This window comes from Duganella phyllosphaerae (genome assembly GCF_001758785.1).
GTDB classification, from domain to species: domain Bacteria; phylum Pseudomonadota; class Gammaproteobacteria; order Burkholderiales; family Burkholderiaceae_D; genus Rugamonas; species Rugamonas phyllosphaerae.
Map to the genome: position 1 here is coordinate 117,452 of NZ_LROM01000066.1, position 13,843 is coordinate 131,294.

General features: G+C 65.8%; 8 protein-coding genes. 5 read left to right on the forward strand and 3 right to left on the reverse strand.

Annotated features, from left to right (window positions below):
- The first annotated feature begins 27 nt into the window (after positions 1 to 27).
- The 3 genes from DUPY_RS07915 to DUPY_RS07925 all read left to right on the forward strand — a co-directional run bounded on the left by DUPY_RS07915 (position 28) and on the right by DUPY_RS07925 (position 4,140).
- The gene (locus DUPY_RS07915) at positions 28 to 801 is read left to right on the forward strand and encodes an SDR family oxidoreductase (protein WP_070247293.1); all 774 of its coding nucleotides are present in this window, start codon (positions 28 to 30) and stop codon (positions 799 to 801) included.
- 59 nt (positions 802 to 860) lie between these two features.
- Positions 861 to 3,317 carry a beta-galactosidase gene (locus DUPY_RS07920; protein WP_070247273.1) on the forward strand — a complete coding sequence of 819 codons (2,457 nt, stop codon included), beginning with the start codon at positions 861 to 863 and terminating at the stop codon, positions 3,315 to 3,317.
- A 100-nt stretch (positions 3,318 to 3,417) separates the two neighbouring features.
- Positions 3,418 to 4,140: a hypothetical protein gene (locus DUPY_RS07925; protein ID WP_070247274.1), complete on the forward strand. Its 723-nt coding sequence runs from the start codon at positions 3,418 to 3,420 to the stop codon at positions 4,138 to 4,140.
- On the opposite strand, the gene DUPY_RS07930 is transcribed toward DUPY_RS07925, so the two are convergent.
- Positions 4,141 to 5,271, reverse strand: a complete 1,131-nt coding sequence (locus DUPY_RS07930) for a sensor domain-containing diguanylate cyclase (RefSeq protein ID WP_229255281.1) — start codon at positions 5,269 to 5,271, stop codon at positions 4,141 to 4,143.
- Between the two features lie 258 nt (positions 5,272 to 5,529).
- On the opposite strand from DUPY_RS07930, the gene proA reads away from it, so the two are divergent.
- Positions 5,530 to 11,016, forward strand: a complete 5,487-nt coding sequence (gene proA / locus DUPY_RS07935) for an anti-phage protein ProA (RefSeq protein ID WP_229255282.1) — start codon at positions 5,530 to 5,532, stop codon at positions 11,014 to 11,016.
- 131 nt (positions 11,017 to 11,147) lie between these two features.
- Positions 11,148 to 12,761, forward strand: coding sequence for a mechanosensitive ion channel family protein (locus DUPY_RS07940; RefSeq protein WP_229255283.1), 1,614 nt, complete (start codon positions 11,148 to 11,150; stop codon positions 12,759 to 12,761).
- Positions 12,762 to 12,808: 47 nt separating this feature from the next.
- On the opposite strand, the gene DUPY_RS27165 is transcribed toward DUPY_RS07940, so the two are convergent.
- Positions 12,809 to 13,264 (reverse strand): DUF695 domain-containing protein, encoded by a 456-nt coding sequence (locus DUPY_RS27165; protein WP_071651601.1) that lies wholly within the window; start codon positions 13,262 to 13,264, stop codon positions 12,809 to 12,811.
- Positions 13,265 to 13,363: 99 nt separating this feature from the next.
- Positions 13,364 to 13,843, reverse strand: a 480-nt coding sequence (locus tag DUPY_RS07945; RefSeq protein WP_229255284.1) for a TspO/MBR family protein, incomplete at its 5' end; no start/stop codon positions are given.

Sequence of the window (13,843 nt, forward strand, 5' to 3'; positions counted from 1 at the left end):
AGCGACAAGACAGGAGGAATGGAGACCATGGCAGACAGGGTGAGAGACAAGGTGATCATCGTCACCGGTTCGACGATGGGCATCGGCCGCGCGGTGGCCGCGCTGTTGCTGGAAGAGGGCGCCCGGGTGGTGTTCAACAGCCACCAGGACGACGCCCACGCGGCGTCGGTGCGCGCCGAATTGGGCGGCCCCAACAGCCTGTACGTGCAGGCCGATATCGCCGACCGCGCGCAGGTGGAGGCGATGGTGGCGCAAGCAGTGGCGCACTTCGGCCGCGTCGATGCGGTGGTCAACAATGCCGGCATGAACGTGTTTGCCGACCCGCTGGAAATGACCGCCAGCGACTGGCAGCGCTGCTTCGCGGTGGACCTGGAGGGCGCCTGGAACGTGATCCGCGCGGTGCTGCCGGCGATGCTCGAACGCGGCTACGGCAACATCGTCAATATCGCCTCGGTGCACGGCCATAAGATCATTGCCGGCTGCTTTCCGTACCCGGTGGCCAAGCACGCGTTGATCGGCCTGACCAAGTCGCTCGGCATCGAATACGCCGCGCGAGGCATCCGCGTCAATTCCATTTCGCCGGGACTGATCCTGACCGAGAGCGCGGAAGCCTGGCTGGCGGCGTGCCCTGACCCGGCCGCCGAACGCGCGCGCCAGGAGCAGCTGCTACCGGTGCGCCGCATCGGCACACCGCGCGAAGTGGCATACACGGCGCTGTTCCTGGCCAGCGACGAAGCGCGCTTCATCAACGCCACCGACATCCTGATCGACGGCGGCCGCTCGCAGGTGTACTGCGACTAGGACTGCCGTCGGCTTGCCCCGGCGTGGCCGGGACCTTCCATCTTTTGCACAATTAAAATATGAACCAGACCATCCTGCGCGCGGCCCTGGCTGCGCTGATTTTGCCTGCCACGCTGGCGCAAGCCGACACCCTGCTCAAGATCGACGCCACCGCACCGGTGGCCGCGCCCTTGCAGGGCCATCTCAAGCAAGGCGCTTCCGTCTCGCCGGCCGGCGTGCGGATCGGCGCCAACAGCCAGTACCTCACGCGCGACGGTCAGCCGTGGTTCCCGGTGATGGGCGAATTTCACTATACGCGTTCGCCGGCCAGCGACTGGGAGCTGGAGCTGCGCAAGATGAAGGCGGCCGGCATCACGGTCGTGGCCAGCTACATCATCTGGAACCACCACGAGGAGCAGGCCGGCAAGTTCGACTGGAGCGAGCGCCGCGACCTGCGCCGCTTCCTGCAACTGTGCAAAAAAGTGGGGCTGGAGGCGGTGGTGCGCATCGGTCCGTGGGCCCACGCCGAGGTGCGCTTTGGCGGCATGCCGGACTGGGTGGTGTATGCCATGCCCACGCGCGGTAACGATCCGCAGTATTTGCAGTACGTGCAGCGCTTTTATGACCAGATCGGCCAGCAACTGAAGGGGTTGATGTTCAAGGATGGCGGTCCGGTGGTCGGCGTGCAGCTGGAAAACGAATACAACCTGCGCGGCCCCGGCAAGGGCGCCGAACATATCAGCACGCTCAAGCGGCTGGCGTTGAAGGCGGGCCTCGACGCGCCGCTGTACACGGTCACCGGCTGGGACGGCGCCGTGTATCCGCCGGGTGAGGTCACCCCGGTGTTCGGCGGTTACGTCGACGAACCATGGGCGACGAGCACGCGCGAACTGGCGCCCAAGGAAACCTATGCGTTCCGCTTCGACACCCGCGTTAGCGGCGACCTCGGCGCGCAAACGGTCACCCACGAGCGCGGCACGGCCGATGACGAAATCGGCAAGACGCCGTTCTTCGGCGCCGAGTATGGCCCCGGCGTGCCGTTCATGTACCGCCGCCGGCCGGTGATCGCTGCCGACGACGTGGCGTCGATGGTGCCGGTGCAGCTCGGCTCCGGCGTGAACCTGATCGGCTACTACATGTTCCACGGCGGCCGCAATCCGGCCGGGCGCACCTGGCTGCAGGAGAGCACCGGCAGCGGCGGCTACAACGACGTACCTTTGATTAACTACGACTTCCAGGCCCCGCTGGGCCCGGACGGCCAGCAGCGCCAGGTGCTCACGCGGCTGCGCCCTTACCACTGGTTCCTGCAGGATTTTGGCGCGCGCCTGGCTACCATGACGGTACGCAAGCCGGCTGCCGTGCCGGCCAACGCCGCCGACCTGGAGACGCCGCGCTACGCGGTGCGCAGCAATGGCAACAGCGGTTTCGTGTTCGTCAACAACCACGTGCGCAAGTATGCGATGGCGGCGCACGAGGACGTACGTTTCGAAGTGGCGCTACCGGGCGGCAAGCTGACCTTCCCAAGTACCCCTGTGGACATCGCCGATGGCGATTATTTCATCTGGCCCTATAACTTCGACCTGGACGGACCGGTGCTCAAGTCCGCCACCGCGCAACCGCTGGCGCGGCTGGACCTCGGCGCCGACGGCGTGGTGTACGTGTTTGCCGCCCATAAACGCATTCCGGTGGAGCTGGCGTTCGAGCCGGCCCTGGCCAGGCAGTTGCAGGCCCCAGGCGCCCGCGTGGCCGAGCGTGATGGCAAGCTGGTCGTCGATCAGCTGCAAGCCGGTACCGGCGCCGCTATCACCATCGCGCGCCAGGGGAAAGGCCCGGTGCGCGTGGTGGTGCTCACTGCCAGCCAGGCCGAGCAACTGACCATCGCCGATGTGGCCGGCAAGCGCCGGCTGCTGCTGAGCGAACAGCAACTGGTGGTCGATGGCGGCGAGTTGCAGCTGCGTTCGGTGGGCAGCAGCGCCTTCCGGGTGGCGGTGTTTCCGGCGCTGGCCAAGGTCTCCACGGCAGCGGCCGGCGTGCAACGGGGCACGGACGGTATCTTCCAGACCCTGGCGGCCACGCTGCCCGAGCGCCAGCTGACCGCCAGCGTCGCGCCGCTGCGGGCAGCGCAAGCCGTGCCGCCGCTACTGATCGGCGGCAACGCCAAGGCGGCCCAGGAACCTGGTCCGGAAACCTTTGGCGCTGCCGCCTCGTGGCAGGTGACGGTGCCGCCGGCCCAGCTCGAGGGCCTCGACGATGCCTTGCTCACTATCGACTTCGTCGGCGACATCGGCCGCCTGTACGCCGGTGTGGAGATGCTCGACGATTGGTATTACAGCGGCTACGGCTGGCAATTCGGCCTGCGCCGCCTGGGTGCGCGGCTGGCGCAGCCGCTGACGGTGTCGGTACTGCCGCTGCGCGCCGATGCACCGATCTACCTCGACAACAAGGCCCGGCCGGACTTCGGCGGCCAGGCCCAGCTGGCGCAATTGCGCCAGGTGACGGTGACGCCGGTGTACCTGCTCAGGCTTAACATGAAATAACGTGGACGATCGCAAGGCGCGCAACTTTGTGCCGCGCGGTATTTCGTCATCGAGTTGTCTGTAGGGTAAGATTGCGCGTTTCCACCACCGAGGGCTGCGCGTGACCGAACCCATACTCCCTGCCGCGGCAGCCACTGCGCCCGACGTCTTCCAGAGCACCATCGATGCCGCCGCGATCGCGCACCTCGAAGCCGGTCTCACCTCGGCGTTTTTTATGATGCTGATGACGATGGGCGACCGGCAGGGGCTGGCAGCTGACCTGGACGCGATACAGGCGAAGTACCATGACAGGATGATGCGCCGCGCCTGGGCTTTGCCGGTGCTGTTATGGTCGTGCTTGCTCGGGTTGGTGATTTGCGCGGCGTTCGCTTTCAATGGCGGCATTTACTACCGCGGCTACCGGCTCGACGCCTCGTTCGCACTGTTCTTTCTGGGCGGACTGGCATTGCTGCCGCTGCTGCGGCGCATGCAGGGGTACCGGTTGAAGCCCGGGTATTTCAACTGGATTTTAGCGCCGGACCGGATGTTACGGCAGTGGACCGCCCGGCGCCTGGCCGCACGCGGCCTGCAGCACGCCCGCAAGCTCACGCCATTCGATGCGCGCTACGAGATCGCCGACGGCATCGCCACTTATTACCGGGTAACGCCAGCGGGTGCTGCGCAGGTGTGGCAGCGACCATTGACCGGCTGGCAGGTTGCCGGACCCGGTTTTACGCTGCTGTTCGAAGACACCAAAACCTTCCGTTACATCCTGTTCATGCACCAGCCCAGCGCGCGTTTCGATGCGTTGCTGGCGCAGCAGGGCGTGTTGCCACGGCCGTAATCATGGCGTGAAAATCTGGAACGACCCATCGCCGCGCGCCTTCGACGCATACATGGCGCTGTCGGCGTCGTGCAGCAGGCTGGCAGTGGTGGCGGCACCGCTACTGGCCAGGCTGATGCCGATCGCGGCGCCCACCTGCACCGGTGTGTCGTCCAGCTGGAACGGCGCCTGCAGGGCGTCGATCAGGCGCTGGGCGATGGCGCCGGCCTCGGCGCGGTCGTGGCACGCGGCCGCCACCACGAATTCGTCGCCGCCCAGGCGCGCCACCGCATCGCCGGAACGCATGCAGTGCTTGAGGCGGGCGCTGACCAGTTGCAGCAGCAAGTCGCCGGCCGCGTGGCCCATGGTGTCGTTGACTTCCTTGAATCCGTTCAGGTCCATGAACAGGATGGCGGTGATGGTGTCGGCGGTGCTGTCGGCCAGCAGCCGGTCCACGTGCTGGAGCAGCCAGGCGCGGTTGGGCAGGCCGGTGAGGGCGTCGCGGGTGGCGCGTTCTTCGTACTCGCGCAGCATCTCCTGGTCGCGCGTGATGTCGCGCGAGACCATGACCGCGCCCACGCACAGCCCGGTCGCCGGCTCGATGATGGCGCTGGCCTTGGTGCCCAGCGCGATGTAGTGACCGTCGCGGTGGCGCTTGCGCACCTCGACCACGTGGGGCACCACGCCGCCACCGAGCACGTGCGACAACGCCTGCACCGAATGCGGCCGGTCGTCCGGATGCAGGAACTCGACCACCGGCTGTCCGACCACGCGTGCCGGATCCCATCCCATCATCGATTCGTACGACGGCGAAATCGACAGGTAATTGCCATCGGTATCGCAATGCGCGATCAGGTCCGTGGTGTTTTCGATCAGCAGGCGATACTCGTCGGCCTGGTGTCGCACTGCGGCCAGCGCCTGGTAATGCGCGGTGAGGTCGGTGATGAAACCCTGGCAGGTTCCCGGCGCCGCCGGCATTCCGGACACGCGCACCTGGCGTACGGCACCATCGAGGCAGCGCAGCGGCAACTCGATGTCGAACGGCGCTCGCTTAGCTAAGGCAGCGACTACCGCTGCCAGCTGCTGTGCGCAGTCGCCCGCGTGCACGGTGGCGATCCACTCGGGCAGCGACAATCCTGCGGGAACCGCCAACACCCCGTCCGGGACGAGTTGTAAAATAGCAAAATCGCCAGACTGGCCGGTGGACCAGATGGCGGAAAGGTTGTGTTGACTGGCGATAGACATGGACTGGCCGCCTGGCGACTGGCGCTTGCGGACTTGGCAAAGGTGACAGGGTTCTTCCGGGGACCACGCTACACTGCCGGGCGTGGGCCATTTGCACCAGTATAACGCGACCTTCAAATCATTGTCGCACGGCATCACTATTATGATAAAAGCATGGGAAATCAAGTGGAACAAGCAGAAACTCCGGCAGCGCCGGCCGCCCGCGTCGAGCTCGACTACGCGATTCATGTCTCGCATGCCAGCAAGCTGAACCTGGCCGACTTTCAGAATGCGGTGCCGCTGCTGCGCGAGTTGGCGCTGGTCAACCACAGCGCGCACGAGGTCACCGGTCTGCAGCTGCGCCTGGTCTCGTTTCCGCCTTTTCTCAAGCCCAAAACCTGGCTGATCGACGCCAGCGGTCCCAAGTCGCGTTACGGCATCGTCGATTGCGACGTCCAGCTCGACGGCGCGCTGCTGGGCAAGCTGACCGAGGCCGAGACTTCGACCATGACTTTCACCCTGGTCTCCGGGGCCGGCTCGGAACAGGAGCAGGTGCTGGCAACGCTGGAGCGCCAGGTCGAACTGCTGGCGCGCAACCAGTGGGGCGGCCTGTCGCATCTGCCCGACCTGGTGGCGGCCTTCGTGCAGCCGAACGAGCCTGCCATCGACCGCCTGCTCAAGCAGGCCGCCGAGGTGCTGCGCGAGGCCGGCAAGCCTGCTGCGCTGGACGGCTACGAAGGGGGCGCGCGCCGCGCCTGGGAATTGACGTCCGCGCTGTGGACTGCCGTGGCGCGGCTCGGCATCGATTACGCCTTGCCGCCTGCCAGTTTCGAGCAGCGCGGTCAGAAAGTGCGCAGCGCCGCGCAGTTGATCGATGGCCGCATCGCCACCTGCCTCGACCTGGCCTTGCTGTTTTGTTCGGTACTGGAACAGGCCGGCCTGAATCCGGTCATCGTATTTACCAAGGGCCATGCGGTGGCCGGCTTGTGGCTGCGCCAGGAAGAGTTTTCGACGGTGGTGGTCGATGATGTAACGGCCATCCGCAAGCGCCTGCGTCTGCAGGAGCTGGTGCTGTTCGAGACCACGCTGGCCACGGCGCGGCCGGCACCGTCGTTCACCCACGCCACCGAGGTGGCCGTCGGCCAGCTGGCCGAGGCGGTGCAGGACCAGTTCGAACTGCTGGTCGATATCCGCCGCGCGCGCATGCAGCGCATCAAGCCGCTGGCCAGCCTGGACAGCCATAACGGTGACGCTGCCACGCCGGCCACTGCCGCCGCCTTCGACGACGCTGTGCCCGACTTGCCCGACCAGCCGCTGCAGGACGCCGCTGCGCTCGACCCGAAAGACCGGCTGGCGCGCTGGCAGCGCAAGCTGCTCGACCTGTCGCTGCGTAACAACCTGCTGAATTTCAGGAACGGCAAGAAGACCTTGCGGCTCGACGCGCCCGAACCGGCCGCGCTGGAAGACGCGCTGGCGGCAGGCGCGCCGATCCGGCTGGTGCCGCGGCCCGAGCTGATGGAAGGCAGCGACCCGCGCAACCAGGCCTTGCACGAACAGCGCTCACGCGAGGATGTGCGGCGCGAACATGCGCTCGATGCGCTGGCGCGGCGCGAAGTGTTCGTCAGCGTCGATGCGCAGGAGCTCGAGGTGCGGCTGGTGGACCTGTACCGCAGCGCCCGCACCACCTTGCAGGAAGGCGGCGCCAACACCCTGTTCCTGGCGCTGGGCTTTCTCAACTGGACCCGCGACGACAAAGCCGGGCAGGTGTATAAGGCGCCGCTGATCCTGGTGCCGGTGTCGCTGCAGCGCAAAAGCGCGCGGTCCGGCTTTACGCTGAGCCTGCACGAGGACGAGCCGCGCTTCAACCCCACGCTGGTCGAGATGTTGCGGCAGGATTTTCAGCTCAACCTGGGTGTGACCGATGGCGTGCTGCCGCGCGATGGCGCCGGGCTCGACGTGGCGCAGATCTGGCGCACCGTCTCGCACGCGGTGCGCGACATCAAGGGCTGGGAGGTGACGGACGAAGTGGTGCTGGCGCCGTTTTCGTTTGCCAAGTACCTGATGTGGGTGGACCTGGTCCAGCGCACCGACCAGTTGCGCGCAAGCCCGGTGGTGCGCCACCTGATCGACACGCCGCGCGAACCGTATTGGTCCACCTCGGCGTTCCCGTCGCCGCAACGGCTCGATGCCGACTACGCGCCCGACCAGACCTTCTGCCCGCTGCCGGCCGACTCGTCGCAACTGTCGGCCGTGATGGCCGGGGCCAAGGGCAAGGATTTCGTGCTGATCGGCCCGCCGGGCACCGGCAAGAGCCAGACCATCGCCAACCTGATCGCCCAGTGCCTGGCCGAAGGCAAGCGGGTGCTGTTCGTATCCGAAAAGATCGCTGCGCTCGACGTGGTGTACCGCCGCCTGCGCGAGGTGGGGCTGGGCGAGTTTTGCCTGGAACTGCACTCGAGCAAGGCGCGCAAGCTCGACGTGATCAACCAGCTGCACCGGGCCTGGGATGCGCAGGGCGATGCCGATCCCGAGGTGTGGCGCGCGCAGTCGCTCAAGCTCAAGCGCCTGCGGGACGAACTGAACCAGTACGTCGAACGCTTGCACCAGCGCCACCGTAACGGCTTGAGCATCTTCCAGGCCATCGGCCACGTCGTCGATGGCGACGCCGATGGCGCGCCCCGTGTGGAGCTGACCTGGAGCGACGCCGACGTGCACGACCGGCTCCAGCTCGACGCCCTGCGCGAACTGACCGAGCGCCTGGCGGTGAACGCCGCTGCGGTCGGCCAGCAGCACTTGCAGGGCGGACCGTTGATGGCGATCGGCCAGACCGAATGGACGCCATCGTGGCAGCAGGCGCTGGCCGGCGCCGTGCGCGCCACGATGGCGGCGGCCGACGACCTGCAACAGGCGCTGCTGGCGGTGCAAAACGCCACCGGCCTGGCCGGCTTGCCGACCGGCCGCCAGGCCCGGGTAGCGATTGCCGACCTGGTGCGGGTGCTGCCCGACGCCTTCGGTCACCAGTGGAGTTTCGTATTTCTGCCGGAAGGACGCGCTGCGCTCGGACGGCTGCGGCATGCGCTGGCGGCGGTTGCGCACGTGCCTGGGCAAGCTCATACACTGGCAACGGCAGCGGCGCCAGCACTGGCAGCGGTCGCGCAATCGCCAGTACCAGCATCAGCGCCAGTACGCACGTCCGCAGCGCAGGCAGGCAGCGGCTGGACACAAATGGCCAGCGCCCGCAGCAGCAAGGCGCAGGCGCTGCTGTCCGAACCGGTGGCGTTGATGAACGCGCTGGGCAAACCGTGGGCGGCCGATATCGTGGCCGAGCTGGAACGGGGCTTGCAGTTGCTGACCGAACTCAAGGCAGCCGAGAGCGCCTTGTCGGTGCGCTACGGCGAACCGCTCGAACAGCTCGACGTGCATCGATTGCAGCGCGCGTGGCGCGACGCCGAGGCGAGCATCTGGCCGTTATCGTGGAGCCGCAAGCGCCAGCTCGGCAAGCTGCTGGCCGACTGCATGCTGCCCGCCAGCGCCGACGCCGAACCGGACGCGGCCAGGGACCTCGGCTTGCTGGTGCGCATACGCGAACTGCGGGCCGCCATCGACGCGGCCTGGACCGAGCTCGAAAACAGCGAGGCGGCAGTAACGCGCGTGCTGGCGTTCGAGGCGTCGGTGACGAGCGCCATCGCCAGCCTGGCCGAGAGCGAGGCCGACGGCGCCGTGCTGCGCCAGGCCTTCGACATGCTGGTGGGCGACGGCAATACCCAGCTGGCGCCGGGCGGCGCCGTGGTCACCGCCGGCAAGCGCTACCTGGCCGCCAGCGGCGCGCTGCACACCGCGCTGGAACACCTGGCCGGGACCGCCATGTTCAGCGTGGGCGTAGCGATGCAGTTCGACGAACTGGCAATCGACGAGCTGACCGACCGCTGCGCCCGCGTCCTGGCTGCCGAACCACGCCTGAAGTCCTGGTGCGCCTGGCGCAAGGTACGCGCCGAAGCGCAGTCACAGGCGCTGGGGCCGCTGGTGGGAGCGATCGAGATCGGCACGGTGGCGCCACAGCAGGCGCTGCATGCTTTCGAGATCAACTACAGCCGCTGGTGGCTCAACCGCGCGGTGGACAACGACGACGTGATCCGCACCTTCGTCTCGGCCGAGCACGAAAAACGCATCGGCGACTTCCGCGCGCTCGACCGCCAGTTCACCGACCTGACCCGCGCCTGGGTGCGGGCCCAACTGTGCGCTGGCATGCCGCGCGCCGACGAGGTCACCCGCAATTCCGAATGGGGCGTGCTGCGCCACGAGATCGGCAAGAAAAAGCAGCACATGCCGCTGCGCGAACTGATGCACAGCATCCCGGCCGCGCTGGCCAAGCTGGCGCCGTGCCTGTTGATGAGCCCCTTGTCGATCGCGCAGTACCTGGCGGCCGATACCGACGCCTTCGACCTGGTGGTCTTCGACGAAGCGTCGCAAATTCCCGTGTGGGACGCCATCGGCGCCATGGCGCGCGGCAAGCAGGTGGTGATGGTGGGCGATCCGAAGCAACTGCCACCAACCTCGTTCTTCGACCGGGCCGATGCCTCGGAGGACGATGAAGATGTGGAAGTGGACCTGGAGAGCATCCTCGACGAATGCATGGGCGCCAACCTGCCCACCATGCACCTGGCCTGGCACTACCGCAGCCGCAACGAGTCGCTGATTGCCTTTTCCAACCACCGGTACTACGGCGGCGGCCTGGTGACGTTCCCGTCGCCGGTGGCCGAAGACCGGGCCGTGAGTTTCCACCACGTGGCTGGCGTGTACGACAAGGGCGGGGCGCGCACCAACGTGCTCGAAGCGAAAGCGCTGGTGGCGGACATCGTCGCCAAGCTCACGGCGCCCGGCTTCCGGGATTCGAAACTGACCATCGGCGTGGTCACCTTCAACACCGAGCAGATGCACCTGATCGAAGACTTGCTCGACGAAGAGCGGCGCCGCGACCCGGCGCTGGAGCCGTATTTCATCGAATCGGAACTGGAGCCCCTGTTCGTCAAGAACCTCGAATCGGTCCAGGGCGACGAGCGCGACATCATCTATTTTTCGGTCACGTACGGTCCCGACCAGGGCGGCGGCGTGTCGATGAACTTCGGCCCGATGAACCGCGATGGCGGCGAGCGCCGCCTGAACGTGGCGATCACGCGCGCACGGCAGGAGTTGCGCGTGTTCTCCAGCCTGAAGGGCGAACAGTTCGACCTGTCGCGTACCCAGGCGGCCGGGGTGCGCGACCTCAAGCACTTCCTCGAGTTTGCCGAACGCGGTCCGCGCGCGCTGGCCGAGGCCACCCGTGGCAGCCAGGGCGGCTTCGACAGCCCGTTCGAGGAGACAGTAGCCGCCGCGCTGGCTGCGCGCGGCTGGCGGGTAGATACCCAGGTCGGGGCGTCGTCGTTCCGGGTGGACCTGGCCATCGTTCATCCCGACACGCCCGGCGTGTACCTGTGCGGCGTGGAATGTGACGGCGCTACCTATCACCGCTCGGCCACGGCCCGCGACCGCGACTTGCTGCGCGAGCAGGTGCTGCGCGGACTGGGCTGGGAAATCCTGCGCATCTGGTCCACCGACTGGTGGATCGACCGCGAGGGCACGCTGGACCTGGTGCATGGCGAGTTGGCGCGGCTGCTGGAAGCGAGCAGGGGTTAGTCGGAAGAACTGAACTCCGCATGGATTTTCGTCAACAGTGCGTAGGTGGGGCGGCCCGAATGCTAGACTTTGGGGCCATGCGCATGTTCCCGTACATTCTGTTATGCGCCACATTTGCAAACGAGGTCCATTTGCCCAAGCGATTCTTACACCATATTCTGCTCTGCCTGATGCTGGCGGTGAACCTGCCCGCCGCCATGGCTGCCGCACCGAAGGCCCCCGCGCCAGCGCCGGAAACCCCTACCGATAACCTGGGCCGCGAGACGCCGCGCTCGGCCGTTGCGGGCCTGATCGGCGCCCTTGCCGAGCTCGACTACGACCGTGCCGCGCAGTACTTCGATGTGCCCGATCCTACCAGCAACCGCCAGCAACTGGCCGTCGCCACCCAGGCCCGCACCTTCCACGCCTTGCTCGACGACAGCGGCTCGCTCAAGCCGTTTGCTGCGCTGTCGAACCAGGAGGCCGGCAAGCTCGATGACGAGCTCGATCCGGACAAGGAAGACATCGGCGAAGTCACCTTGCAGGACAACAAAATCCCGATCGTGATGACGCGCAGCGCTGAAGGCGAGCCCAAGATCTGGCGCATCTCGAAAGAGACGCTGAGCCAGATTTCGGCCGCTGCCCGGCGCGCGCCGGTGCCGGCCGCGCCGGCGGAGCACGAAGTGCTGGTCGGCGGCGCGCCGCTCAAGGACTGGGCCACGTTGCTGGGTCTGGGCGTGGCGATCTTCGGCGGCTTGTGGCTGCTCTCGGTCGTGCTGGTGGTCGGCACCCGCCGCCTGCTGTCCGACCCGGCCGCCAGCAGCCCGTTCCGCTTCTTCGAGGCCGCTTTGCCGCCGTTCAGCCTGTTAGTTGGCGTGTTCGTGTTCTATAACTGGGCCGACCAGCTGCCGGTGTCGATCGTGGCGCGCCAGACCTTGCTGCGCTATACCGGCATCGTCACTGCCATCGCGGTGGTGTGGTTCAGCTTGCGGCTGGTCGACGGCATCGCCGACCTCGCCATTACCCGCATGCAGCGTCACCAGCGCCGCCAGGTCGTCTCCGTGATCATCCTGGTGCGCCGCGCCGTGAAATTCCTGCTGCTGGCGTTTTCCGTCATCGCCATCCTCGATACCTTCGGCATCGACGTTACCACTGGTATCGCTGCACTCGGTATCGGCGGTATCGCATTGGCCCTGGGCGCGCAGAAGACCGTGGAAAACCTGGTTGGCAGCGTCACCCTGATCGCCGACCGGCCGCTGCAGGTGGGCGACTTCGTCAAGGTGGGCGACGTGGTGGGCACGGTGGAAGACGTGGGTATCCGCTCCACCCGCATCCGTACCGGCGAGCGCACCGTGGTGACGGTGCCCAACGGCGACCTGTCGGCACGCCAGATCGAAAACTACGCCGACCGCGACCGCTTCCTGTTTAACCCGATCATTGCGATTGCCTACAGCACGCCGTCGGCCAAGTTGCGCGAAGCGATCTCGATCGTCCAGCAGATCATTGCCGGCAATGTGAACATGGCCGAAGGTGGCAGGGCGCGGCTGGGCAATATCAGCGACCGCTCGTTCAATATCGAAGTGTTTTCCTACATCAACGTGAAGGAATTCGACACCCAGGTGATCATCCGCGAGGAGCTGCTGCTCGATATTTATCAGCAGCTGGAAGAGGCCGGCATCGAACTGGCGTTCCCGACCCAGACCGTGGTCTATCTCAGCAAAAATCCGGAGGAGGGCAACGACGCCCCGGTGATGGTGCGCCCGTGATTACCGCTTGCCGTGTTTGAAGAGCGGGAATCATGATCGATCCGGGTCTAATGCGTAAACGATTTATAGACATCCCATTCAGGATCATGCTCCGCCATACATTGCACATCGTGTGACGTAATCTCCGTTTGCAAGGTTTGGTGGATACCTGGAATCGCATCGCTATTTTGCATATAGAAAACAAATTCCTTGAAGGTACCTGTCGTAATGGACAGCGCATGAATGGCCGGTCCAGAAGCCGACATATAGCCGGAAATGACATCCTCAAGTTGATTGAGTACCAGGTTTTCTGATGCGTCCGGCAAGCCGCCGGGATTGGGTTGATTGAGCGGAACCGCGAATCCCACCCGGATGTTCAGCGATGGATGTTGGGCCCAGTTTTGGGCCGAGGTGTTTATCCTGATCAGCATAGGACCATCGTCTGCCGATCCTTGTAACACCGACCATTTATCGGTGTTCGGATTTAAATTGTCGATTGATTGATTTTTTTTAAACGGCCACATAAGATAATTTTTCTGACGATGATGTCGATGGAGTGTTTTGAATAGGTGAGCTTATTGCATACCTTATTGCATACCTTATTGCATACCTTATTGCGTAGCTTAACCCAGCAAAGCCGGGTTGCGCTGCCAGATGCTGTAGCACAGCGCACCGGCGAAGGTCACCCAGGCTATATAAGGTAGCAGCAACAGTCCCGCCAGGCGGTCGCGCCGGCGGAAGGCGACGATGGTGGCGGCAATCGCCAGCCACAGCACGATGATCTCGGCAAACGCCAGCGGACCGTTGTGCCAGGCGAAGAACAGCCAGCTCCACAGCGCATTGAGCACCAGCTGCACCACGTACAAGGTCAGCTCCGGCCGCACGCTGCGGATGGACGCAGTCCGGTACACGCGCCAGGCCGCCACCGCCATCAGCGCATACAGCACGGTCCAGGCCGGCCCGAACAGCCAGGCTGGCGGCGCCCACTCGGGCCGGTCCAGTTGCGCGTAAAAGGTGCCCGCCTGCGAGGTGGCAAAGGCGCCGATGGCGGCGAACAGGAAGGTGAACACCACCCAGCCGGCCAGGGCCGGTAATTGCAGGGG

Bases quoted from the DNA above. Each gene is read 5' to 3' on its own strand.
- DUPY_RS07915 (WP_070247293.1), top strand. From the start codon at position 28: ATGGCAGACAGGGTGAGAGACAAGGTGATCATCGTCACCGGTTCGACG.
- DUPY_RS07920 (WP_070247273.1), top strand. From the start codon at position 861: ATGAACCAGACCATCCTGCGCGCGGCCCTGGCTGCGCTGATTTTGCCT.
- DUPY_RS27165 (WP_071651601.1), bottom strand. From the start codon at position 13,264: ATGTGGCCGTTTAAAAAAAATCAATCAATCGACAATTTAAATCCGAAC.